This is a genomic window from Photobacterium sanguinicancri, assembly GCF_002265265.1.
Classification (GTDB): domain Bacteria; phylum Pseudomonadota; class Gammaproteobacteria; order Enterobacterales; family Vibrionaceae; genus Photobacterium; species Photobacterium sanguinicancri.
Window position 1 is genome coordinate 1 of sequence record NZ_NOIF01000067.1, and the last position, 24405, is coordinate 24405.

26 protein-coding genes and 1 riboswitch are annotated in these 24405 nt (G+C 43.8%); of the genes, 11 read left to right on the forward strand and 15 right to left on the reverse strand.

The features are described from left to right. Nucleotides 1-192 precede the first annotated feature (192 nt). Nucleotides 193-579 (reverse strand): DUF805 domain-containing protein, encoded by a 387-nt coding sequence (locus tag ASV53_RS11760; protein WP_094955740.1) that lies wholly within the window; start codon nt 577-579, stop codon nt 193-195. A 204-nt stretch (nt 580-783) separates the two neighbouring features. On the opposite strand from ASV53_RS11760, the gene ASV53_RS11765 reads away from it, so the two are divergent. Beyond that, nucleotides 784-1206: a YcgJ family protein gene (locus tag ASV53_RS11765; protein ID WP_083540912.1), complete on the forward strand. Its 423-nt coding sequence runs from the start codon at nt 784-786 to the stop codon at nt 1204-1206. A gap of 49 nt (nt 1207-1255) precedes the next feature. On the opposite strand, the gene ASV53_RS11770 is transcribed toward ASV53_RS11765, so the two are convergent. Further along, a complete protein-coding gene (locus ASV53_RS11770) occupies nt 1256-2158 on the reverse strand; it encodes a LysR family transcriptional regulator (RefSeq protein ID WP_094955741.1) in 903 nt (300 codons plus the stop codon). Nucleotides 2159-2315: 157 nt separating this feature from the next. Between ASV53_RS11770 and ASV53_RS11775 the strand changes: the two genes are divergently transcribed. Next, nucleotides 2316-4013: an L-lactate permease gene (locus tag ASV53_RS11775; RefSeq protein WP_094955742.1), complete on the forward strand. Its 1698-nt coding sequence runs from the start codon at nt 2316-2318 to the stop codon at nt 4011-4013. A gap of 208 nt (nt 4014-4221) precedes the next feature. Next, nucleotides 4222-5085: a bestrophin-like domain gene (locus ASV53_RS11780; protein ID WP_189337799.1), complete on the forward strand. Its 864-nt coding sequence runs from the start codon at nt 4222-4224 to the stop codon at nt 5083-5085. A gap of 55 nt (nt 5086-5140) precedes the next feature. On the opposite strand, the gene ASV53_RS11785 is transcribed toward ASV53_RS11780, so the two are convergent. Then, entirely contained in the window at nt 5141-6040 is a 900-nt protein-coding gene (locus tag ASV53_RS11785) for a DMT family transporter (protein WP_094955744.1), read from the reverse strand. Nucleotides 6041-6521: 481 nt separating this feature from the next. On the opposite strand from ASV53_RS11785, the gene ASV53_RS25450 reads away from it, so the two are divergent. The 3 genes from ASV53_RS25450 (at nt 6522) to ASV53_RS11795 (ending at nt 10056) form a co-directional block, all read left to right on the forward strand. Further along, nucleotides 6522-6689: a hypothetical protein gene (locus ASV53_RS25450; RefSeq protein WP_164488547.1), complete on the forward strand. Its 168-nt coding sequence runs from the start codon at nt 6522-6524 to the stop codon at nt 6687-6689. Continuing rightward, nucleotides 6689-7894 carry an MFS transporter gene (locus tag ASV53_RS11790; RefSeq protein ID WP_094955745.1) on the forward strand — a complete coding sequence of 402 codons (1206 nt, stop codon included), beginning with the start codon at nt 6689-6691 and terminating at the stop codon, nt 7892-7894. Before ASV53_RS25450 ends, ASV53_RS11790 begins: the two co-directional genes overlap by 1 nt. Before the next feature lie 318 nt (nt 7895-8212). Beyond that, nucleotides 8213-8384, forward strand: a riboswitch (Lysine riboswitch). 85 nt (nt 8385-8469) lie between these two features. Beyond that, on the forward strand, nt 8470-10056 hold the full coding sequence (locus tag ASV53_RS11795) for a Na+/H+ antiporter NhaC family protein (protein ID WP_062690374.1): 1587 nt from the start codon (nt 8470-8472) through the stop codon (nt 10054-10056). Between the two features lie 513 nt (nt 10057-10569). Here the strand turns inward: ASV53_RS11795 and htpX are convergent. Continuing rightward, complete coding sequence (htpX, locus tag ASV53_RS11800) at nt 10570-11448, reverse strand: protease HtpX (protein WP_062688843.1); 879 nt, start codon at nt 11446-11448, stop codon at nt 10570-10572. Nucleotides 11449-11854: 406 nt separating this feature from the next. On the opposite strand from htpX, the gene ASV53_RS25455 reads away from it, so the two are divergent. The 4 genes from ASV53_RS25455 (at nt 11855) to ASV53_RS11815 (ending at nt 15317) form a co-directional block, all read left to right on the forward strand. Continuing rightward, nucleotides 11855-12013, forward strand: coding sequence for a hypothetical protein (locus ASV53_RS25455; RefSeq protein WP_189337800.1), 159 nt, complete (start codon nt 11855-11857; stop codon nt 12011-12013). A gap of 416 nt (nt 12014-12429) precedes the next feature. After that, complete coding sequence (locus tag ASV53_RS11805) at nt 12430-13014, forward strand: GNAT family N-acetyltransferase (protein ID WP_189337801.1); 585 nt, start codon at nt 12430-12432, stop codon at nt 13012-13014. Between the two features lie 194 nt (nt 13015-13208). After that, a complete protein-coding gene (locus ASV53_RS11810; protein ID WP_094955746.1) occupies nt 13209-14381 on the forward strand; it encodes a MerR family transcriptional regulator in 1173 nt (390 codons plus the stop codon). A gap of 222 nt (nt 14382-14603) precedes the next feature. Then, the gene (locus ASV53_RS11815; protein WP_094955747.1) at nt 14604-15317 is read left to right on the forward strand and encodes an HAD family hydrolase; all 714 of its coding nucleotides are present in this window, start codon (nt 14604-14606) and stop codon (nt 15315-15317) included. A gap of 137 nt (nt 15318-15454) precedes the next feature. Here the strand turns inward: ASV53_RS11815 and ASV53_RS25460 are convergent, their stop codons facing one another. Further along, nucleotides 15455-15628 carry a hypothetical protein gene (locus tag ASV53_RS25460; RefSeq protein WP_189337802.1) on the reverse strand — a complete coding sequence of 58 codons (174 nt, stop codon included), beginning with the start codon at nt 15626-15628 and terminating at the stop codon, nt 15455-15457. Nucleotides 15629-15854: 226 nt separating this feature from the next. Here ASV53_RS25460 and ASV53_RS11820 point away from each other — a divergent pair, with 226 nt between their 5' ends. After that, a complete protein-coding gene (locus tag ASV53_RS11820) occupies nt 15855-16712 on the forward strand; it encodes a helix-turn-helix transcriptional regulator (RefSeq protein WP_094955748.1) in 858 nt (285 codons plus the stop codon). A 29-nt stretch (nt 16713-16741) separates the two neighbouring features. Here ASV53_RS11820 and ASV53_RS11825 read toward each other — a convergent pair whose 3' ends face one another. The 10 genes from ASV53_RS11825 to ASV53_RS11870 form a co-directional block, all read right to left on the reverse strand. Further along, complete coding sequence (locus ASV53_RS11825) at nt 16742-17128, reverse strand: thiol-disulfide oxidoreductase DCC family protein (protein WP_094955749.1); 387 nt, start codon at nt 17126-17128, stop codon at nt 16742-16744. Between the two features lie 215 nt (nt 17129-17343). Further along, nucleotides 17344-17787 carry a F0F1 ATP synthase subunit epsilon gene (locus ASV53_RS11830; RefSeq protein WP_062688833.1) on the reverse strand — a complete coding sequence of 148 codons (444 nt, stop codon included), beginning with the start codon at nt 17785-17787 and terminating at the stop codon, nt 17344-17346. A 10-nt stretch (nt 17788-17797) separates the two neighbouring features. Further along, the gene (atpD, locus tag ASV53_RS11835; RefSeq protein ID WP_094955750.1) at nt 17798-19183 is read right to left on the reverse strand and encodes a F0F1 ATP synthase subunit beta; all 1386 of its coding nucleotides are present in this window, start codon (nt 19181-19183) and stop codon (nt 17798-17800) included. 74 nt (nt 19184-19257) lie between these two features. After that, nucleotides 19258-20133, reverse strand: a complete 876-nt coding sequence (gene atpG, locus ASV53_RS11840) for a F0F1 ATP synthase subunit gamma (protein WP_094955751.1) — start codon at nt 20131-20133, stop codon at nt 19258-19260. A 53-nt stretch (nt 20134-20186) separates the two neighbouring features. Further along, nucleotides 20187-21728 (reverse strand): F0F1 ATP synthase subunit alpha, encoded by a 1542-nt coding sequence (atpA, locus tag ASV53_RS11845; RefSeq protein WP_062688831.1) that lies wholly within the window; start codon nt 21726-21728, stop codon nt 20187-20189. 13 nt (nt 21729-21741) lie between these two features. After that, the gene (locus ASV53_RS11850; protein ID WP_094955752.1) at nt 21742-22290 is read right to left on the reverse strand and encodes a F0F1 ATP synthase subunit delta; all 549 of its coding nucleotides are present in this window, start codon (nt 22288-22290) and stop codon (nt 21742-21744) included. Between the two features lie 13 nt (nt 22291-22303). Further along, nucleotides 22304-22774 (reverse strand): F0F1 ATP synthase subunit B, encoded by a 471-nt coding sequence (locus tag ASV53_RS11855; protein ID WP_062688828.1) that lies wholly within the window; start codon nt 22772-22774, stop codon nt 22304-22306. A gap of 52 nt (nt 22775-22826) precedes the next feature. Beyond that, the gene (atpE, locus tag ASV53_RS11860) at nt 22827-23063 is read right to left on the reverse strand and encodes a F0F1 ATP synthase subunit C (RefSeq protein ID WP_004730405.1); all 237 of its coding nucleotides are present in this window, start codon (nt 23061-23063) and stop codon (nt 22827-22829) included. A 49-nt stretch (nt 23064-23112) separates the two neighbouring features. Further along, complete coding sequence (gene atpB, locus ASV53_RS11865; RefSeq protein WP_094955753.1) at nt 23113-23883, reverse strand: F0F1 ATP synthase subunit A; 771 nt, start codon at nt 23881-23883, stop codon at nt 23113-23115. Between the two features lies 1 nt (nt 23884). Then, a complete protein-coding gene (locus ASV53_RS11870) occupies nt 23885-24283 on the reverse strand; it encodes an ATP synthase subunit I (protein ID WP_062688824.1) in 399 nt (132 codons plus the stop codon). Between the last annotated feature and the right edge of the window lie 122 nt (nt 24284-24405).

A 24405-nucleotide genomic window follows, 5' to 3' on the forward strand; every position in this document is an offset into this window, starting at 1 on the left:
AAGCTATGTTTTGCCATTTGCTTCCTTCAGATTCCACCTCACGATGGACACCCTTGCATAGGCTAACGCTTCCTGCTCGACAAGGCACGTAGAGGACTTTCACCTCCTAGGTTGACACCATGCTCGGCGCACAACAACAAAAGGCAGACCTTGAGTCTGCCTTTTTTGTCGCATTACAGTCGCTAATGTCGTCTAACCACTAAATTGGGCATCTTCAATCTGCTTAGGATTTGGACCATACTCGTTAGACTGCGCCTCGCTGTCTTTAACGAAAAAGTACAGCAATACAAGTGCACCAATAACAGGAATAATCACAATAAACATCCACCAGCCAACCCGACCTGTATCATGCAAACGTCTTACGCCAACAGCGATTGTTGGGATCATCACAGCAAAAGAATAGATAGAGCCCAAAATACCCGCTCCATCAGCAGATCCTGGTGTATGAAGTAGGTTATCTACCACAGCTAAACATAATGCAATCACAAGGTTAACTAAGAAGAAATACCAATACTCTTTTCGACGAGCTCTTCCTTTGAAAACAGCATAATTCTTTAAAACGTGTAAATACCAGCTCATAGACCTTCCTCTTAATATTTGCTGCTATATCTTGCTTTATTAATTGTTAGCATAAAACAGACGTTATGAAGTCGCTAAATAAATCGTTGAAATGTAAGAATGCAATATAGCTAAACAAGACAACATCAACGCATATTAGAGACAGCATTCTACCCGATTTACGATAAGCTAAATGGACATGCTCTTCACAAATAAGGCAATGCAATGCAGTTTATCAAGCACTTAGTCCGATATTCCTTCGTTTTTGGCGCGGCTTACTTTACGCACCTTACCTTTGCAACCAGCCCACCAGCACCTGAACTAGAGAAGCCAACGACAGTAACAACATTAGCTGCTGGGATATTTTCCCCTGAGCAAGGCATTATTTGTGATGAAAAAGCAGGGTTCTGTGTCGATGGATTTGGTATTTCAATGGCTTTTACCCAATCTTACTTAGGTGACGATGCACAGAATAAGATGCTAAAAATGATAGAAGAGGTTGGCGGAAGCGACAACTTCGACAGTAGCCGCTTTTCATTTAGTAACAAGGTTTATTGTGATTCTGCCGAGCGTGCCTGTTTTGATGATCGCTATAGCGAGACCAAACAAATCCCCTTTACTGATACCTTATTCGCCGAAGAAAAATAATACGGTAAGCTCGCGACTCATAGCATGAAAGCGAGCCACTAATGATGCATTAAAAATAGTGGCCAATAACGAGATAACGCGCACGAATATGCTCTATTAGTAACCTGATTTTTTGCGGTGGTTGGCGAGTGAACGGGTAAACTGCATAAATGCCTAGCCGCTTACCAACTTGCTTAGGGAATAAATCCATTAAATCCCCTTTCATCAAATCGTGATACACCAAACACCTTGGTACATAAGCAATACCGTGACCGCCTAAGGCTGCTTTACGTAATGCTCCCGCGTTATTGGTTGAGAAGTTACCACTGATCCGCACGATATAATTACCGCTATCTCTTTTAAACAACCACTCCGCTGCACCTGTTGTTTGGTAAGCATACTGTAAGCAATTATGGTTCACTAAATCCTCGGGATGCTGCGGTTTTCCGTTTCGGCTAATATAGGCAGGTGCCGCGCATATTACCCATTGCGAATCTAGAATATGGCGTGCAATTAGGTTGGAGTCTTCGAGGTGACCGGTTCTGATCACTAAGTCAAAACCATCATCAATCAAATCCACAAACTTATTATCAAGCGACATATCCACTGTCATCCCCGGATTTTGCACGCAAAAATCCGCAACTGCATCTGCTAAAAGTAGGTCTCCCGAGATAGTAGGCACTGACATTTTCACATGTCCAGTCACTTTTTCACCAAACCCTGCCACAGTATCTATTGCCTCTACCGCTGCCTGCTTCACATTTTTAGCACCTTGATAAAGTAATTTTCCAGCCTCACTCACCGTTAACTTTCGTGTACTTCGGTACAAAAGTTGTACTCCAAGGCTTTCCTCTAATCGCGCTATCCGCTTGCTAACAACTGAGTTTGTAAGGCTGTTTTGCTCTGCTACTCGACTAAAAGAGCCGAGCTCCACAACCTGTGCAAACAGGATCAAGTCATCTGTTTTAACCATGATTTATCAACTTTTGGAAATAATCTTTTTCATTATTCCCCTATATTAAGAAAAATGAAAGGAGTACCGTCACATTTGATTTACATAATCCACACAAACACAACAATAATATTACTCTAACGTTAAAACAAAACGGCTGTACGAAGGATGTACTCTAATGACTGATACCCTACTCGCTTTACTCGCCTTTTCGCCGATAGTGCTCGCCGCTATCTTACTGGTTGGCCTTAACTGGCCAGCAAAACATGCTATGCCTGTCGCCTTTGGTCTAACGGTTATTATTGCCTTATTCGGTTGGGATATGTCTGCCAACCGTGTATTGGCATCCAGTATCCAAGGCTTAATGATCACCATTGCGGTGTTGTGGATAGTGTTCGGTGCCATCTTCTTGTTAAACACTTTAAAGCACACCGGCGCTATCACAACTATTCGTAATGGTTTTACCGATATCTCTACCGACCGCCGTGTTCAAGCCATTATCATTGCATGGTGTTTTGGATCCTTCATTGAAGGCGCATCAGGCTTTGGTACTCCAGCAGCCATTGCGGCACCGCTATTGGTTGCCATTGGTTTCCCAGCCCTTGCTGCCGTACTAATGGGCATGATGATCCAATCAACCCCCGTTTCTTTTGGTGCTGTCGGAACACCTATCATCGTAGGTGTCAATAAAGGGCTAGATACTCATAACATCACAGAAACATTAGTGGCTAATGGCTCAACGTGGGATGTGTACTTACAGCAAATCACCACGAACGTTGCATTAATCCACGCCTGTGTTGGCACATTAATACCTGTGCTTATGGCGATGATGCTAACGCGCTTTTTTGGTAAAAACAGAAGCTGGACTGAAGGGCTAGATATTCTACCATTCGCTATTTTTGCAGGTTTAGCTTTTACTATTCCTTACGCATTAACAGGTGCATTACTTGGCCCAGAGTTCCCATCTTTGATTGGTGGCTTAGTGGGATTGGCCATTGTGGTAACTGCGGCGAAAAAAGGCTTTTTAGTACCTAAGTCAAAGTGGGATTTTGAAAGTGAAGACAAATGGCCAGCAGAGTGGTTAGGTTCTCTCAAAATTGAAATCAAAGAGACAACGGGTAAGCCGATGAGCCTGGCGCTGGCATGGGCACCTTATGTACTGTTAGCTGTAATATTGGTTGCTAGTCGCGTAAGTAAAGACTTCAAAGGTATGTTGACCGATGTCAGCTTCTCGTTGAGTAATATCTTAGGTGAGTCTGGGATCAGTGCTGCAATCCAGCCGCTATACTTACCGGGTGGGATTCTAGTGTTTGTTGCGCTGCTTGCGGTATTGCTGCAATCACGCCAAGTCAGCCCATTATTTAAAGCTTTTGGCGAATCAAGTAAAACCCTGATTGGCGCTGGTTTTGTACTGATTTTTACTATCCCTATGGTACGTATTTTCATTAACTCTGGCGTCAATGGTGCTGATTTAGCCAGCATGCCAGTAACCACTGCGAACTTTGCATCTGGCTTAGTCGGTGAGTTCTTCCCTGCCCTTAGCGCGACCATAGGCGCATTAGGCGCATTCATCGCAGGTTCTAATACCGTATCTAACATGATGTTCAGCCAATTCCAATTTGAAGTGGCACAAACGTTAAGTATCTCAAGTGCGGCTGTTGTTGCCTTGCAAGCAGTAGGTGCAGCGGCGGGTAATATGATTGCGATTCACAATGTGGTTGCCGCATCAGCTACGGTTGGCTTGCTAGGCCGTGAAGGCGCAACATTGCGTAAAACGATTATCCCAACTTTCTACTACCTTGTTATGACGGGTATTATCGGCTTAGTCATCATTTATGGCTTCAATATTAGCGATCCGCTGATATTGGCTCATTAACGATAGTCGTTAATACCAGCTTAAGATCTGATCTCAACCTAAAATAGATTAACGATAAAATAAGCCAAGAAAAGGACTTCTTGGCTTATTTTTTTACCACTGATTAAGCCTTTTTCCTGCCATATTCCAGCCGTGTCTATCATCCAAGACACGCAGACAAAGTGTCGCCAGCTATACTGTAATCACCTTGTGCACATAAGGAATTGATGTGGTGATAGAATCGCTTCCTACTTTCGTTGGCTTAGCCACCGTTATCAGTATTTCCGCACTAATTGCAGTGCTATTCACCACCATTATCCACTATGCTGTTCATCCCGCCCGTACCGATGAAAATGCCCAACTTTGCTCAACGCTATCCACACGTCTAGGCGCCATTCAGGCATTCATTCTTGCGCTGGCATTCAATTCTGTTTTTTCTGAATACAACGAATTACGCGAATCAATTGATCAAGAGGCAATGGTGATCTCTTTGGTCTTGGAAGATTTGGGGGAAGAACTCCCCAGTGAACATGCCCTCTCTAGCATCGCGACACTCGCAAACTATGTCTATGCCGTGATTGAAGAAGATTGGGTAGCTAAAGATCCATTAGCAAGTAACCTTACCGCTGATCATGCTCTGTATGATTTACGACGTTTGCTTGATGCTATTCCTCGTAACCCTGACATTGTTGAAACAACCACAGAAATAGACAGCCTGCTAGATGAGATAGAACGGCTACGCATGCAACGTTTGTTTGACTACGACGATGATCTACCGCCTTTATTTTGGGTCATGGTTATTGGGTTATTTTTCTTAGCACTGATCCCTATGAGCTATTTTAAACAAACCAAGATCAGCATGTTTTATCTATCTGCATATGGTGCTGCAACGGGCATGGTAATGTACGCTATTTTAATTTACTCACAGCCCTTCCAAACCAGCTTAACCGTTGGCAACCAACCGTTTAAGCAAGTCCTGCATTCGATAGAGAATGAATATAAATTGCTGAAAAATCGCACGGATGATCCCAATGACCGTCGCTTGCCCGAGGTCAAATCCATGCAAGCGACGCCTTATCAGCGTGAACGCTAATACACTGCAAAGCAAAAAAAACTATCACACTAAGCAGCCATGCGACTAGCCAACACTAGGACGAATGAAGATCAGAGCGTTTAAGAAATGCTCGAATTTTAGGGTTAGATAAACCACGGTACAGCAGCAAAGAAAACAGGATCATTGTACAGCCTATTACCTTAGCGGCAGGCATCGCTTCTTTGTACCATAAAATGCTCAATAGCACCGTCCAAATCGGCTCCAAGATCATGATGATCGCAGCATTGGCTGCCGTGACCCGTTGTTGACCCATGGTTTGAGTTAGGTAACGTAAGCTGGTAGCAAACAACACGCTTAATGCAAACCACCCCCAAATCGTCGGTGGGATCGTCGTTGGCCAAGTTTCAACAAATAACGATAGAATTAGTCCTAGCAGACCTGTCACGAACAATTGAATGCATGTTAGTAGCATTACAGGCATACGCTGAGCAAAGCGACTATTAAAGTTAAAATGCAATGCCAAAAAGAAGGCAGCAAGTAAGAACCACAATTGGCTTATAGATCCTTGCCAGCCTTGTGAAAGTGATAACAGCATTAAACCGACAATGGCAAACGGTAACGACAACCAAAACTCACGGACAGGCTTGTGCTTAAAGAGTACCCACGCCACTAACGGTGCAAGCAATACCGACAGGCTCATAATAAAAGCCCCTTCCCCTAAGGTATCGCTGATTGAAATTGCATAAATCCAGCACAATAATGCACCACCGAGCAAACAACCTACCGACATAGAGCGCAGGACATCGCCAAGTGCAACCGTTTTAAAATGCTTGAAACAAAAAGGAAGTAGGATCAGTGAGGCAGTAAAAAAACGTAACCCCATAAAGCCAAATGGTGGCAAACCTTGAATCACTTCTTTCGAAAAGATCCAGCCAGCGGAAGCGCAAAATGTTGTAAAGAGGAGTAAGAACTCAGCACGTCTTTCGAGGGTCATTTAATGATTTATCTTAAACAAAAATGGAGCAATGAGGAATAACGCGCATTGTATGATGATTTTGCAAAAAAACGATTAGTTTCACGATGAACCGAGTGATTTATCACAAAGATCATCACACTTTATACTCCTGAATGTTAATTCTGATTGCCAAAATACCTATAACCAGCTTAGATGTCAGAAAAAACCTTCTTGTGAATAAACTTTCAAAACACATCCTCCAGCGACATACCTCTTCATCCGGTTCATACTGAAGATACCGATATTTTGCATCGTTGCGGCTTCAAACCGCTTGACTCAACAGTCCGATTTTTCAACAATTAGACAGGTAAACGTTGAAGAAACCATCTTTATTTTACACGGAAGTTAACCTCTCATATTTCATGCAATTTATGCATAACCTTCCTGATTTTTATTCATTTGTTTCATTAACTAGGTTTCTTTAATATCCGCGCCTCGCAATTTCGCGTATGAGGCACTGATGTTTTCACAATCACTTTTTGCGCAGTTAAGCCGTATGGTTTTACTGCTCATCATTACCCTTATTGGCGTTCATCATTGTCAGCCTTTGTTAGATGCACTCGCGCAGCATGCTGTCCATGCTGGTTGTCATCAATCAAATTCGGATTCACATACAGAGCACCATTAATGAGTATTTTTCGTTTTCCACTTTTAGTATGGATGGGAATAGGGACATTAATTTTTAGCCTTGGGATTAGGCAATCTTTTGGTATCTTCATGATGCCAATCTCAGATACATTTCAAACTGGCCGTGAGTTCTTCAGCTTTGCGATTGCCCTACAAAACCTGTTATTTGGCATGTTCCAACCTTTTATTGGCATGGCATCGGATCGCTGGGGACCACGACGCATTATTATGCTTGGGGCTGTTGCCTATGGTGCAGGACTGTACCTAACGTCAATCGCGACTGAGCCAAGCATGCTCTATGTCACTATTGGCATGTTGATCGGCCTTGGTTTAAGCGCAACCAGCTATGTGATCGTACTTGGGGCTATTGCACGCGTAGTACCTGCTGAACACACAGCAAAAGCATTTGGCCTAACCACCTCTGCGGGTTCGTTTGGTATGTTTGCGGTTATCCCTGGTGCACAATCGCTACTGACACATTTTGACTGGCAAACCGCATTACAAATTTTTGCTTTGGCTTGCTGCTTAATGATCGCATTCGCAAGCTTTATGAAAACAGAAAGTGCTAACAGTAAAGGCGTTGTTGAAGATCCACAAACACTGAAACAAGCCTTGTCTGAAGCCTTCAACCACAAGGGCTATTGGCTAATTCATGCGGGTTTCTTCGTATGTGGTTTTCATGTGATGTTTATTGCCACCCACTTACCTAGCTATTTGGCCGATAAAGGCTTACCCGGCAATATTGCCGCTATGGCATTGGCCTATGTAGGTATTTTTAATATCTTCGGGTCGTATTTTTGGGGCGTAATGGGCGATAAGTTTGACAAACGTTATGTCATGACTTCGCTGTACCTTGTTCGTACTGTGGTTATTGCAGCCTTTGTTACTTTACCTGTGACTGAGCACACCGCAGCTATATTTGGTGGTGCGATTGGTTTTTGTTGGTTAGGTACAGTGCCGTTAACCTCTGGCTTAGTTCGTCAGATCTTCGGCGCGCGCTACTTATCAACCTTATACGGTTTAGTTTTCTTTACACACCAAGTGGGTAGCTTCTTAGGTGCTTGGGTCGGTGGTCGAATTTACGATTACTACGGTTCGTATGAACCTATTTGGTGGTCGACTGTAGTGCTGGCTTTCATTGCGGCATTACTTCACCTTCCAATCAACTGCAAACCAGTTACTCGCTTGAAGGCGGCGTACAGTTAATCTGTAGTAATAAAGCTTTCAGATAGCACAACAGTAAGCACTTGGCTGCATAATAATTTATTCAGCCAATATTTCCCTACGTTCACCCTCCATTTTATCACTTCCGCCTAACAACAACTCTGCGCACACTTTGTTGCTAAAAAGTACCTGAGACATTCACAAAACGAACAATCCTCAATCATCTATTTGATATGTTTATCATCACAATCAAAAAAATTGCATTTAACTGTGAATAAAGCGGATTATTTGATGACTAAAATATTCAACCACATATAATACAAACACTAGGCATTTCATTGGTATAATGGAGTTTGCCAACCCTAAAGTAGAGGCGCGCTGCCTAAAAGTATCCGAGTGGAGGGTGATTCCTTTGATGCCGGAGAAAGGAGCCAGCGCCGAAGTGACTGTGACTATCAACCTCAGTCGCTGGGTCTGTGCCGAATAGGTACAGAACTGCCATAGGTTTTTACTATGGAGCGCTGCCAGAAGGGGTAACAAGTGATCGTTATTATGCTTCTTAGTTACTCGTCCTTTCGGTAGATCTCCACCTTATATGTTGTAGGTGAACTGAGATCATGAACCTTTTTGATTTTTCGGACTCTCTTTGGTCCGTACTGCCCGCTATGATAGCGGTCATCCTTGCTGTTTCCACGCGTCGTGTTTTGCTATCTCTCGGCACAGGTATCGCAGCTGGTGCATTAATGCTTAACCATTATTCGCCGCTAGACACCCTTCACTATTTAGTCGGCAAAGTCTTAGCCATCGTATGGAGTGACGGCACGCTAAACGGCGACAATGTAAATATGATTATTTTCATGTTATTGCTTGGTGCGCTGATTAGCTTAATGAGTGTTTCTGGTGCGACGCAAGCTTTTGCCGATTGGGCTTCGGTTCGCTGTAAAGACCGCCGCAGTGCTAAGTCGCTAACGGGTTTAATGGTGTTTGTTTTCTTTATTGATGATTTCTTCCATAGCCTTTCCGTTGGTGCTATTTGCCGCCCAGTGACAGACCGCTTCAAAATCTCCCGCGCTAAACTTGCTTACCTACTCGACTCTACTGCCGCTCCTGTTTGTGTTTTGATGCCTATTTCATCTTGGGGTGCTTATATCATCGCACTTGTCGGTGGCATTATGGTTGCACATAACGTAACAGACCAAAGCCCTATCGCTGCGTTTGTAGAAATGATGCCAATGAACTTATACGCCGTGTTCACCCTTGTTATGGTGATATGCGTTATTTTCTTCCAGTTAGACATTGGCCCAATGCGTAAGCACGAAGCAAGAGCACTAGAAGGTCAGCTTTGGGACGAATCACAAGGTAAACCTGCAGGCCTAGACGTAGAAGTACCTGAAGATGCTAAAGGCGGCATGATTGATATGGTATTGCCTATCTTCACACTAACCGCTGCGACTGTTTTCTTTATGGTGCAATCTGGCGCTGAAGTACTTGCCGCAAATGGCCGCGCATTTAGCGTTATTGGTTCATTTGAAAATACCAATGTTGGTTCATCACTGGTTTACGGTGCGATTTGTAGTTTAGTGGTTTCAGTTGGTTTGGCACTACGCTTGAAAATGAGCGCAAGTACGTGGCTTAAAGCTGCACCTCAAGGTATCTCTGCGATGATGCCTGCCATTGTTATTTTATTCTTCGCTTGGACTATTGGTGCTGTTGTTCGCGACATGCAAACAGGTATTTACTTAGCGTCTATGGCTAATGGTAATTTACCTATCGAATTGTTACCGGCGCTGGTATTCGTTTTATCTTGTGCAATGGCGTTTGCGACAGGTACAAGTTGGGGTACGTTCGGTATCATGCTGCCACTCGCAGGTGATATTGCAGCAGCAAGTGACATTGCGATGCTACTACCTATGCTGTCTGCTGTACTAGCAGGTGCGGTATTTGGGGATCACAGTTCGCCAATCTCAAGTACCAGTATTCTGTCTGCAACAGGTGCAGGCTGCCACCATATGGATCATGTGCTGACTCAGCTTCCATACGCCTGCTCTGTCGCATTTGGCGCACTACTAGGCTACTTAGCAATTGGGTACACTCATTCTGCGTGGGCAGGTCTGGCCGTCAGTGGTATCTGGTTCTTAGGTTTCTGTATTTTTGCAATGCGCAAAGTACAACCTGCGATGGCGAGTGAACCTGTTACAAACTAAGCGAGTTACCCTCAACGCTATCCACGGTTGAAATAGAAGAGCAAAGCTATAATGGCTTTGCTCTTTTTTTATATCGATATTGTGGCTCCCTCATCAATATCAACTCAGATAAGTCAGTGTGCAGTTTTCTGCTTAATCGATGTTACGTAGAAAAAGACACATAGAATAAAGCGTAGATTTTGTAGTTCGTTATTCGACTTACAAAATTTATAACCCGATTGTCAGGGGCGTGTTTTAACCAGCAAAAACGATAAATTACTTAGCTGGCTTAGTATCCCATTAAGCGTTACCTATCATAACTACGATAGATTTAATTATCCCTTCGAAGTCAGGAAGTCAGGAAGTCAGGAAGTCAGGAAGTCAGGAAGTCAGGAAGTCAGATTATCAAATCTTCAGCAACAAAAAATGCCAATCAGCAAAACTGACTGGCATTCGATTTGTACGTGTTACGCGCTTCTATTACTAGCTGCGTAGCTTCAATATTCCGAGAGCTAACTCTTAATCAATTACCGATTAAAGGTGCTCACCACGGCGTAGTGCGTCGATACGTTTTTCTAACGGTGGGTGTGTCATGAATAGCTCAGACAGTGACTTCTTACCGTTAATACCAAACGCCATCATAGAGCCTTCAAGCTGTGGCTCTTGGCTCATTTTTAAACGCTCTAGCGCGGCAATCATCTTTTGTTTACCTACTAGGTGAGCCGAACCTGCATCCGCTTTAAATTCACGGTGACGGCTGTACCACATGGTCAAGATGCTCGCCAAGAAGCCGAACAATACTTCCATGATAGAAGAGACGATAAAGTAAGTCATGTAGCTACCACCCTCGCCCTCTTCATCGTTACTGTTTACGCCACTGATAGCACCAGCAACTAAACGAGAGACGAAAATAACAAAGGTATTCACTACACCTTGCATCAAGGTCATCGTCACCATATCGCCATTCGCAATGTGGCTGATTTCGTGCGCTAGTACAGCTTCAGCTTCATCACGTGTCATGCTGTGCATCAAACCTGTTGATACCGCAACCAATGAATCATCGCGCTTTGCACCTGTCGCAAAAGCATTGATGTCAGCAGAGTCGTAAATCGCTACCGTTGGCATACCGATGCCCGCTTTTTGTGCTTGGCGAGAAACGGTTTCAATTAGCCAATGTTCAGTTTCATTGCGAGGGTGTTCAATTACTGCACCGCCCACTGAACGCAACGCCATCTTCTTCGACATGAATAGAGAGAACAGCGAGCCACCAAAACCAAATAGTGCCGCCATAACAAGCAAGCCAGAAAGACTGCCCGGCTGCATACCTGTGACAGCATAAACAATGTTCAAGACGACACTGAATACCAACATAACGGCAAGGTTGGTTGCCAAAAACAATGCAATACGCTTCATATTTTTAGTTATCTCCAATAAAAAGAAGCTTCAACAGCTTTATTGCTAATATGCCATTACATCTGTAGACACACTGTATCGGTGTATACGTAAAAAGCATTTAACGAGTTATCTATATAGTATGGTCGATCAAAGTGATTACAAGTGAAAGTAGCAAATTGTTACTTTTCGTTAGCTAATATACATTTCGCATCTAACCGATGATCGCTAGTCTATTGTATAGAAAGAGTTTTCTATACAACAATAGCTATTAAGACTAAGTTACAAATTAACTACTCTGGCTGATTAAATGCTGAACAAAGTGTTTTTTTATTAGTATAAGACCTTAGTCGTATTGCATAGATCATGCTAGTTAGCTATTGTCGATAACATATAGAACGAATGTCATATCTATCAAGGAGGAAAAATGGCAGACCAAGAGAATTACCAAGTTGCAATTGATATCCTTCGCTGCCATCTGGGCATGACTGCAGATGAAGCGCACAAAGAACTTGGTTTAGATCAGTCGAGCACACAACAGCTATCTTCAACACAAGAAGCACTTATTGGTTTAACTCAAGACTAAAATCTGTTCTTCAACGTTATAGCTTGCTCAGATGAATCCCCTGTCACTCGCGGGGGATTTTTGTTTCTTGCTTCCTTTCTAATGCCGACCTACACACCCTACTTTTAATTCATCGCCACTCAAAACATCGCTACCCAAAGATCCTACTCACCAAGAAAAGCCTTTCTCGTACGATCGTTATACCAATCGGGATAAGTAAGTGGTTTTAACCAGCAAAGACGAACAGTTACTTTGCTAGATTGGTATTACATCTCATAAAAGTGTCGGAAATATTCAATCAGTCTTACGCACTCTTCACTATCATCACCTTGTAATATCCATTCCATGGATTAGCTAGTCAGACATTGCGCAGGAAAAGCAAGAATGATTTGATAATCGATGAGCTTGGTATAATTCCAATTATAAGGTTTACAACATTGTCTACTCTATCTCTTAAAAAAGGTCAGCCTGTTGCGTTAACGTCAACGCTGAATATGTCATTAATTACCCAAAGCGACTTACCTGACATTATCGATATGCTTGGGAATCCAGCGGTAAACGAATACCTATTTTTTGCCCCTGCGCCCGTTGAAGTTTATGAAGGTTTCTTTGGTCCAATTATAGAAAACACCGAAAGTGCAATAGCTGCAGGTGAATGGCCAGAACAACTCACCGTCGTTATTCGTAACACGAAAGGCACATACATGGGCATGGCAGGACTGCCGTCGGTGATGTTCTTAGAAGGCAATTTTGAAGTTGGTTACCAGCTAGCAGAGCATGCTTGGGGACAAGGCATTGCCACTCAAGCCGCACAATACTTAACAGCACTTGCATTTAACGAGCTTAACGCTCACAAAGTAACAGCTGACTGTTATGCCAGTAATGTAGGCTCGTACAAAACGTTAGAGAAATGCGGTTTCAACCGCGAAGGCTGCCAAAAAGATTACTACAAAGTTGAAAACGGCTTTGTTGATCGCCTGCATTACGGTATGACAAAAGTTGATTTTTTTGCTAAAAACTAGCAACGTAAAAGCCTAACAAATATCGTTCACATCATTACGCTTCCGTGATGATGTGGCTCTATCTCCCACCCAATTCACGATCTTCTATGCTTTTCACCTCACCATCAATAAATTAGTTCGACTATTAGTATTGACCTGTCTATAGCTTTACAGTTTACAGTGCCTTGATTCAAACAATCGTGTGGAGACAAACAGTGTATCGAATTTCAGAACTCGCAGAACAAGTGGGCTTGTCACGCACTGCTCTACTCTATTATGAGAAACAACAACTCATTAAGGGGCATCGCCTCGACAACGGTTATCGCGTGTACAGCGATAAAGATTTACAGCGGATCCGCCTTATTCAGCAACTGCAATCTGGTGGGTTAACACTCAAAGAATGTAAAGCGTGCTTAGAAGCAAAAGTGGATCGTCAGCTGCTTAAAAATCGCTTACAAGAATTGGATAGAGAGATTGCGCGAAAGCAGCAGTCTCGTCAATTACTCGCCGCATTACTGGGTGAAGGTGACCTAAAAGCATGGCATGAGAACATCGATAAAGTCGCGCCTGATGCACACTTAGACTGGTTAATTAAGCAAGGTTTTACTGAAAAAGAAGCTTTGCGATTGAAATGGTTATCAAAAGACATGAACGAACACGACACTTACATGGCCGACTTTATGAAGGTCTTTGAAACACTTGAACGCTGGGGGCCAGGCAACGACAGTGAAACGCTTCAAGCGTTATCTATATTACCTGATCAGCCTAAAAACATTCTTGAAATCGGTTGTGGCAAAGGGCTAGCCACCACCGTATTGGCAAATAATACAGATGCATCAATTACTGTTGTTGATAATGAAGATTCTGCGTTAGAGAAGCTTTCAGAGCGTTTCAAGGCAATGGACTTAGTATCTCGACTAACCACAGTTTCAGCCAGCATGACAGAGCTTCCCTTTGCTCCTGCAAGCTTTGACTTAATTTGGGCTGAGGGGAGCGCGTATATTATGGGTACGACCAATGCTCTTTCTCAATGGAAACCACTGCTTATCGATGATGGGTTCATGATGCTCAGTGACTTAGTCTGGTTAACCGATACACCTAATGAAGAAGCGATCAATTTCTGGCAGAAAGAATACCCAGATATGCAGCCAATAGCGACACGATTAGCACAAATCAATACCGCAGGTTTTGACGTCATCGAGCACTTCACACTCAGTAAAAAAGCATGGCAAAACTACTATGAACCGCTCAAGGCTCGTGTGGAAGCACTTAGAGATGAAATGCCTGATTCTGTCGCGCTTGAAGATATTAGTAAAGAAAATAACATCTACACCAATTACCTTGGCCAATTTGGCTACCAGATGTTTATATTAAGAAAGCGACGCTAATTATTTGCCTATTCACATCCATTTCAATAGTGTCATGGTGTGAGTTCCCCCTCTAACAAACTCAAATAATTTCGCTTATATTCTGAATAAAGCAATCAACTCACTGTTTCCCTGCATCGACGTTTTAAGCCTGTTTCAACTTACATTTTCCGTTATATTTACTGCACAACAGAACAACACCTAGCCGTTTGCGCGACTGGGTATCAAAGTACGAGAAAACAAATGAAGCTAGATGCCATCCTTTGGGATTATGACGGAACACTCGTAAACTCAGTACCCAAAAATATAGATATTACTAAACACATTTTATCCATTGTTGCACCCCACCTAACGGGAGACAACCTGCCAGAATGCCTCCAAAGTGAAGTTGCCTATCATCAAGTAAACCATGCAGCTAAAAACTGGCAAGATCTGTATGTTCGTTATTACGGTATGACTGAATCTGAAATGTTAGTGGCAGGTTCGTTATGGTCGGAGCATCAACTGAGCAACACGACGCCAGTCCAACTGTTCTCTGACGTAGACAGTACTATTAAAGATTTAGCCTCGATCCCGCATGGTATCTGTTCGCAAAATGCTTCAAACAACATCGTTAATGTATTGAATACAGCGCAAGTCGACTCTTACTTTAAAGCCGTTATTGGCTACGATGATGTGTCTAGTACAGGGCAAAAACCATCACCAGAAAGTGGCTTGCTGTGTTTGAACCAGCTATTCGATAACCCTGAAAGCAAAACCATTATGTATATTGGCGACCATGAAGCTGATGTGCAGTTTGCCAGAAATATACATACTGCATTGGGCGAAAACGCGCGCGTTATTGCTGTTGCCGTAACCTACAGTGGTGCAACACCTGAACGTTGGGCTACTCAACCAGATTTCATTATTCACACGCCAACGGAATTAACCACTCTTTGTGAACAGTATTCATTATAGCTACCACTATTTACAATCTCCTCTGAATATACAAGAGCGAAGCGGCCAATTTTAGTTGACCACTACAGTGGCTGCTGAATATGAACGAATACTGATTAAAGCCCCCTGTTTATCATAAGCGGGGGGATATTGAGGTATTATTTTTGCTGTAAACTTCGCGCTAAATCTTTCCGATAATCGTCATAAGAAGCGTAGCCATATAGTCGCCACATATCTGTGCTTTTTAACCCATACCGATAAACACACTCTGCAAGCCATTGTTGACGATTAATAGCGATAAGCTGTTCTATTTTTTGTTTAAGTGATGTCATCTTAGTTCTCCAATGTGGTGGACATTGAAAGTATATGGACCTCAACTCACAGCAAGAGTATTCAACGAGCAAATAGCAGTACTTTTCGCGCAACAAGAACATCCAAACTTTATTTTAGGTATAATTTCAATACTAAAAAATCACCAAGCAAACATGAGTGATACGAAGTAATGAAGACTAAGCCGTGAGAACTAAGCAGTGAAGACTAAGTAGTGAGAACTAAGCGATGAAGGGATACCTTGAAAAAGTGCCGCAACGAATTTGTGCCTCTTGGCGATACCGAAAGATCGTTGAAGGCACTAAAAGCTATGGTTGGCACCGACACAAAGAGTACGAACTCGCCATTCATCGTCATTTTTCAGGTAGCTGCTTTGTCGGCCACCACCAAAATGAGATTAACCATAATCACATGGTATTTATCGGCCCAGATCTCCCTCATGCGATTTATTCCAACGCCGATGGGGAGCATACTCAGTGTGAGACGCATGTTATTTGGTTTCGTAAAGAATGGGTTCATCAACTCATCGCTTGTTGCCACGAGCTAGAACCATTAAAACGGTTACTCTCAAATGCTAGCCACGGCATACAGTTTTCGACAGATACAACAGAGCGCGCAACACAATTGTTAGAAGGTGTAATTGAACTGCCACCTCACCAACAACTCACCACACTATTTTCATTGTTCTCACTGCTGCTTGAAGATAAACAAGCGCAGCAGCTCATTAATGTTGTGGCACCCGTTGATGAAGACGAAAGAATAAGTGAGCGTATTGGTAGAGCCGAGGCATTTTTGATGCAAAACTTTGCAAATGATATTGCCGTTAACGATCTGGCTGAACATTTATATATCAGTGAGAGTAGCGTTCGAAGGTTGTATCAAAAGCACTACAAGGAAAGCTTCAGCCAACACTTAAAGAAGATCAGGCTAAATGTCGCCTGCGATCTACTGATGAATACCAGTTTACCGATAAATATCATTATCCAAAAAGTAGGCTACGATAACCAAGCAAATTTTAACCGTCAGTTCAAAGCATACAAGCATGTTACGCCGACGGCTTATCGGGCGGCGATGAAAAGAAGTTAATAAACTAACGTGATTCAATCCGAAGTTGATTACCGTGAACATGTCCCACTATCACAACGCGATTTACCGGTTAACCAGTATGAAAATCGGTATCTGTTTCTAGCAAAGTACAGGTAAAAACGATCGGCTAGTGGCTTAATGAGAGGCCAACGTAACGGTGCGTATAACCAGCCTCGCCCGACGAGTTGCCATGCACGGTATGTGACATCTAACCCCAGTAATAACCGCCCTTTATCATCTAACGCGTGTAGCACTGTATTGGCTGCATTCGCATCTATTTGTGGGTAAGCACTGAAGGCGTCACTGTAGATATCCACGGTCTGAATGAAATGCTGTTTGTCTCTTGCAGCTAAAGCCGCCATTTCTTTTGAACAAAGCGGGCATGTGCCATCATAAAATACCGTTAGTTTGGTCATTACAAATTTCGTCGCTATGGGTAACCTATACCCTAGTGTACGCAGTTAAACACCTTTAGATCATCAGCTCGATTAATTCCACGCAAAAAAAAGGCCCCGAACTCATCACTGAACGGGGCAAGACAACTCTGGAAATGAAATTTAATTAGCTTTTCTGAAACCGTATTTCAATCTGGACAGCGGTCGGTAATCCGTGTCCAGACTGCAATATCGGTCTATCGGCGCCTCTGTTTCTGGCTTAATTCAACAGCACGAAGTTGCGCCATTGCTTTTGCCAAATCCATTTGCGCCTGTGCGAAGTTCACATCGTTAGCATGCTTAACAATGTTCTCTTCTGCTGCACGGCGTGCCTCGTCCGCGCGGGCTTTGTTGATATCCTTCCCGTGCATAGCTGTATCAGCCAACACGGTTACTACTGAAGGTTGTACTTCAACAATCCCACCCGAGATATAAAGGATTTCTTCAGGATCCTTTAGACCGGTAACGAAACTCGCCACACCTGGTTTGATCCCACTCAGCAAAGGAGAGTGGCCCGGGCGAATACCTAACTCACCATCGAACCCTGCAATCGCCAGCGCATGGGCTGGACCAGAAAACAGTGGGCCTTCGGCACTCACAATGTTGAGCTGGAACGTATTGTTAGTAACGCCAATTGCCATAACTTCCTCTCTATACTTGCTTCGCTTTTTCAATTACTTGATCGATACTGCCGCAGTACAGGAATGCCTGCTCCGGAATATCGTCATACTCGCCGCTTAGCAGCCCTTTGAAGCCTTCGATAGTTTCTTTAAGAGAAACGAACACCCCAGTCTGACCCGTAAACACTTCAGCAACGTGGTAAGGCTGAGTTAAGAAACGTTCAATTTTACGAGCACGAGAAACAGTTTGTTTATCTTCTTCAGACAATTCGTCCATCCCTAGAATGGCGATAATATCTTTGAGCTCTTTGTAACGTTGCAATACAGTTTGTACACCACGAGCAACTTGATAATGCTCCTGACCTACAATCAGCGGATCAAGCTGACGTGAGGTAGAATCAAGCGGATCAATCGCAGGGTATAAACCAAGCGCCGCAATGTTACGTGACAGTACAACCGTGGCATCTAAGTGCGCGAAGGTGGTTGCTGGTGATGGATCCGTTAAGTCATCCGCAGGTACATATACCGCTTGGATCGAGGTGATCGAACCTTTCTTAGTCGAAGTGATACGCTCTTGCAGTACACCCATCTCTTCAGCCAACGTAGGTTGGTAACCTACCGCTGATGGCATACGACCTAACAGTGCCGATACTTCTGTACCCGCCAAGGTGTAACGGTAAATGTTATCGATAAACAACAACACATCACGGCCTTCATCACGGAAACGCTCAGCGATGGTCAAACCCGTTAAAGCAACACGTAGGCGGTTACCTGGAGGCTCGTTCATTTGGCCGTAAACCATGGCTACTTTGTCGAGTACGCCCGCCTCTTTCATCTCGTAATAGAAGTCGTTACCTTCACGGGTACGCTCCCCTACACCAGTGAACACAGACAAACCTGAGTGTGCTTTTGCGATGTTGTTGATAAGCTCCATCATGTTGACGGTTTTACCCACACCCGCACCACCGAATAGGCCGATCTTACCGCCTTTCGCAAACGGACAGATCAAGTCGATAACTTTCACGCCGGTTTCAAGCAGTTCAGCGCTATTGGCCTGATCTTCATACGAAGGCGCGTCACGGTGAATGGCGTAAGTCACTTCTTCGCCTATCTCACCGCATTCATCAATCGGTGTGCCTAGCACGTTCATGATCCGCCCTAACGTTGCTTCACCAACTGGAACCGAGATTGGTGAACCACTGTTTTCAACAGTTAAGCCGCGACGCAAACCGTCTGATGAACCCATTGCAATACAACGTACAACACCACTACCAATTTGCTGCTGGACTTCCAGCACTAGCGAGGCGTGATCGCCATCAATAATATTCAGCGCATCGTACACACGTGGTACGCTGCTTTGGCTAAACTCTACGTCAACGACCGCGCCGATGACTTTAACAATTTTTCCCGTACTCATTTGTTATCCTCGGAAATTCATTTATACCAATCGGAGTAAGTAAGTGTTCAGACTCTTACTTAGTTAGCTTGGTATTACACGGCCTGGGCACCAGACACTATCTCACTCAACTCTTGAGTGATCGCTGCCTGTCGAGCTTTGTTGTATACCAACTGAAGATCATTAATCAGGGCGCCTGCGTTATCGGTGGCCGCTTTCATTGCTACCATTCGGGCTGCTTGCTCACACGCACAACTTTCTACTGTTCCCTGATAGACCTGCGATTCGATATAACGCAGCATTAGTTCATCCAGTAACGCCTTGGGATCTTGTTCATAGATATAGTCCCAACGACCTGCCGACTTTTTACTATCCGCATTATCGGCTTGTGCCAACTCAGGCCGAGGCAGTAACTGTACAACCTGCGGCTTTTGCACCATGGTGTTGACGAATTCGTTGTACACTAGGTGTAAGCGATCAATTCTGCCTTCGTCGTAATGTTCCAGCATGGCTTTTACTGGACCAAGTACATCTTCCAACTTAGGCTTGTCACCCAGACCCGAGGTCTGAGCAACAACATTGCCGATGCGGTGGAAGAAAGAGATGGCTTTCGAGCCAATCAGAGAAGTATCAACTTCTACCCCTTTTTCTCGCCACTGCTGCATCTCGACCAGTACTTTCTTAAACAGGTTGTTATTCAAACCACCACACAATCCTCGATCAGAAGAAATAATGATGTATGCGACCCGCTTAATCTCGCGTTCTTCAAGATATGGATGCTTGTACTCCAGCGAGCCTGAAACAACGTGGCTGATCACCTTACGCATGTTGTCTGCATAAGGGCGCGTCAACACCATGTTGTCTTGCACCTTACGCATTTTGCTCGCGGCAACCATTTCCATCGCACTGGTGATCTTTTGGGTGTTTTGAACACTACCGATCTTGGTGCGAATTTCTTTTGCGTTTGCCATTTTTCGCTCCTGTCTACCTTGTTGCTACACCGCTGAGCGGCTTACCCTGACGATCAAAACGACTGGGTATCCATGAAGGTCTTCAACAGGTTGTGCAGACTGGCTTCAATCTCATCGTTATAGTTACCCGATGCATTGATTGAAGTGAGTAACTCAGCTTGAGTGCTCTTAGCAAAAGCCATTAACTCTTCTTCAAACTCACCAACCTTCGCCAATGAAATACCATTGAGATAGCCTTTTTCGGCAGCAAAGATGGCTAGTGCCTGCTCAGCAACTGACATTGGTGAATACTGCTTCTGCTTCATCAGTTCTGTCACTTTCTCACCGTGATCCAGCTGCTTGCGGGTTGCATCATCCAAATCAGATGAGAACTGAGCAAAGGCTGCCAATTCGCGGTATTGCGCTAGCGCGGTACGGATACCACCAGACAATTTCTTGATGATCTTGGTTTGAGCAGCACCACCTACGCGAGATACCGAGATACCTGGGTCAACCGCTGGGCGTAAGCCTGCATTGAACAAGTGCGTCTGTAGGAAGATCTGACCATCAGTGATGGAGATAACGTTAGTTGGAACGAATGCAGATACGTCACCAGCTTGCGTTTCGATGATTGGCAACGCGGTTAATGACCCCGTCTGTCCAGTGACTTCACCATTAGTGAAATGAGTAACATAGTCTGCGTTAACGCGAGCGGCACGTTCTAGCAAACGAGAGTGAAGATAGAACACATCACCAGGGAAGGCTTCACGGCCAGGTGGACGCTTAAGCAATAGTGAAATTTGACGGTAAGCAACAGCCTGTTTAGACAAGTCATCGTAAACAATAAGTGCATCTTCACCGCGGTCACGGAAGTACTCACCCATAGTACAACCTGCATACGGCGCCAGGTATTGCAGTGCTGCCGCTTCTGATGCAGATGCCACTACAACAATGGTATTTTGTAATGCATCGTTTTCTTCAAGCTTGCGTACTACGTTAGCAATGGTTGATGCCTTCTGACCAATAGCAACATAAACCGAGTAGATACCAGAATCTTTCTGGTTGATGATGGCATCAATCGCCATCGCTGTTTTACCTGTTTGGCGGTCACCGATGATCAATTCACGCTGACCACGGCCAATAGGCACCATGGAGTCAACCGCTTTGTAGCCCGTTTGAATAGGTTGATCAACCGACTTACGATCGATTACACCAGGAGCAATAATTTCTACCGGAGCAAAACCGTCGCTTTCAATCGCGCCTTTGCCATCGATGGGTTGACCTAGCGTATTCACAACTCGGCCAAGTAACCCCTTGCCGACGGGTACTTCAAGAATACGGCCTGTACCTTTTACTGTCATGCCTTCTGCAAGATCAGCATAAGGGCCCATAACAACAGCACCGACAGAATGGCGCTCAAGGTTTAATGCAAGTGCATAACGGCCACCCGGTAATTCGATCATCTCACCTTGCATTACATCCGCAAGGCCATTAATAGTGATGATACCGTCGCTGACAGAGATAATTGTGCCTTCGTTACGTGCCTGACTGGCTACGTTAAAGGTGGCGATCCGTTGTCTTATTAGATCGCTGATTTCATTTGAATTTAATTGCATATCTAGTACCTAATTACACCTCTAGGCGGATCGCAAGTCGATCAATAGCGCTTTTCAGCGAGCCATCAATCACCAGTTCACCAGCAGTGATCTTAATTCCCCCAACCAGCGATTTATCAACCTGGCAAGTCAGAGAAACAGTGCGGTTCAACTTCCGCTCCAGAGCTTGGCTCAAGCTCTTTGCTTGCTGCTCATCCAATGGTTCAGCCGTAACAACACAAGCCTCGACAGTGCGTTCAAAATCAGACTTGAACGTCTGGTAAAGCTCAGTAACCTGAGGCAATACCGCTAACCTGCCGTTCTCTGCCATTAGCTTGACCAAATTCTGCCCGTGCTCGTCAATGAGACCATCGCAGATAGCCAGAAAAGACTGGTTAAATGCATCGTGAGCATCTGGGCCAAGCATATCGAGTGCTTCAATCTGGCTGGCAACAATTGGCGCTTCGGCGACTTCTTTCATCACCACCAGCATGTTTTCCCAAGCTTCTAGTTGATCCGCATCGCGAGCATAATCAAACGCTGCTTTTGCGTAGGGGTAAGCAATGGTTTGTGAATCAGACATTCTTAGCCCCTTATTACAGATCGGTAATGATCTTATTGACCAATGCTCGGTTAGTGTCTGTGTCTAGCTGACGGTTAATCAGCTTCTCTGCACTTTCAATCACCAAGGCTGTCATTTCGTGGCGAAGTTCTTCGCGAATACGATTACGCTCACTTTCCAGCTCAGTTTGCCCAGCGGCAATAATGCGTGCTTTTTCTTGCTCCGCTTCGAGCTTGGCATCTTCGATGATCTGCGTACGACGTTTATTACCTTGTTCAACTAAACTACTGACTTGCTGTTTAGCATCATCAAGTAATTTGGCGCCATTGGCTTTTGCCATTTGTAGCTCTTTCGCCGCATACTCGGTATGAGACAGCCCTTCGGCGATAACTCGCTGGCGCTCATCAAGTAATGCAGTCAAAGGAGGCCAAACATATTTCATACAAAGCCAGACAAAAATCACGAATGACAGTGCCTGTCCTAGCATGGTGGCATTTAAGTTCATTCCATCCTCACTTTTGGTAACCCAATGTTGTTTAAAAGAGTGGTTGAATGACTTATGCCACAGCAAAGATGATGTACAGACCAATACCTACACCGATCATTGGTACCGCATCCACCAGACCCATCATGATGAAGAACTGAGTACGTAGCATTGGGGTCAAATCAGGTTGACGTGCCACACCTTCAAGATATTTACCGGCCAAGTTACCGATACCGCTTGCTGCACCCGCAGCACCTAAACCAATAAGCAGTGCACCCGCAACGTAAAGAACCGCACTAACAATATCCATGAATAACTCCGAATCTAATTGTGAAAAAATGAAACTAAAGAAAATAAAATCAATGTTGCTCTTCTACTGCCATTCCCAGGTAAACAATTGTCAGTACCATGAAAATGAAAGCCTGCAAGAACACGATTAAGATGTGGAACAGAGCCCACGGCACACTCAGTGCCCATTGCATCCACCAAGGCATTAATGCGATAAGAATAAAAATCATCTCACCTGCATACATATTTCCAAACAACCGTAAACCAAGTGAAATAGGTTTGGAGATCAGTGTTACTAATTCCAAAACAAAGTTCACTGGATACAACAGTGGATGAGCAAAAGGTTGTGTTGTTAGTTCTTTAATAAACCCAACTAAACCTTTATTTTTAAGCGTATATCCAATAATAAGAATGAATACACCAAGCGCCATCGACACAGGAACATTTATATCAGCTGATGGTAGGTCTCTGAAATGCTCAAAACCCAGAATACGTGCAATCATTGGCACAAAGTCTACAGGGAGCAAGTCAATAGCATTCATTAAGAACACCCATACGAATATGGTTAATGAAAGAGGACCTATTAATTTATCTTCTGTTTTAAATATTTCTTTTACTAGGTTATTAACAAATTCAAATGTGATTTCAATAAAACATTGCAGCCTACCAGGAACACCACTTGTTCCTTTAGTTGCAACATACCTAAACACACCAATAAAAGTTAAACCTAACACCCAAACCATGAACATGGAGTCTAAGTTAATACTCCAGAATCCTTCGCCTGCCGTGAGAAATGTCAGATGGTGCTCAATATATTCATGAGCAGAAGTAACTATTTCCACCTTACGTCATCCTAAATTGAGGTTTGTTAAGTATAGGGGTTAAACAACTTCCCATATAAGTCAGAGAGTAAGCGATAAGCATTACTATCTCATTGATTTCTATAAACCTAGAGACCAACAACATCAATACAGCGGTGTACGTCAATTTGATCGACTCATTAAACCATGCTAATTCACTGATGTGACTTCTGTTATTACGCTTAACTTTTACTGCAACAGCAAGCAAACCTAATAAAGAGGGAACAACAGCAACAGCAACGCCAATTAATGCTGACTCAACACTCAGGGAATCTCCCGACACTATTTGATATAAAATCACAGCAGCACCAACAATTGATTGTGCTAGCAATAATGATTTCACAACAGAAATAATATCTGAACCCGGGGAGTAACTTTCCATAGATATATCCTCTTACGTTAATTAATATTTAGCTAACCACCTCCCAAATATCATCAGATACAAAATAACTGACGCAATAATAAATAAAACCCAAAGTGTTTTTTTAAACTAACATAAAGATT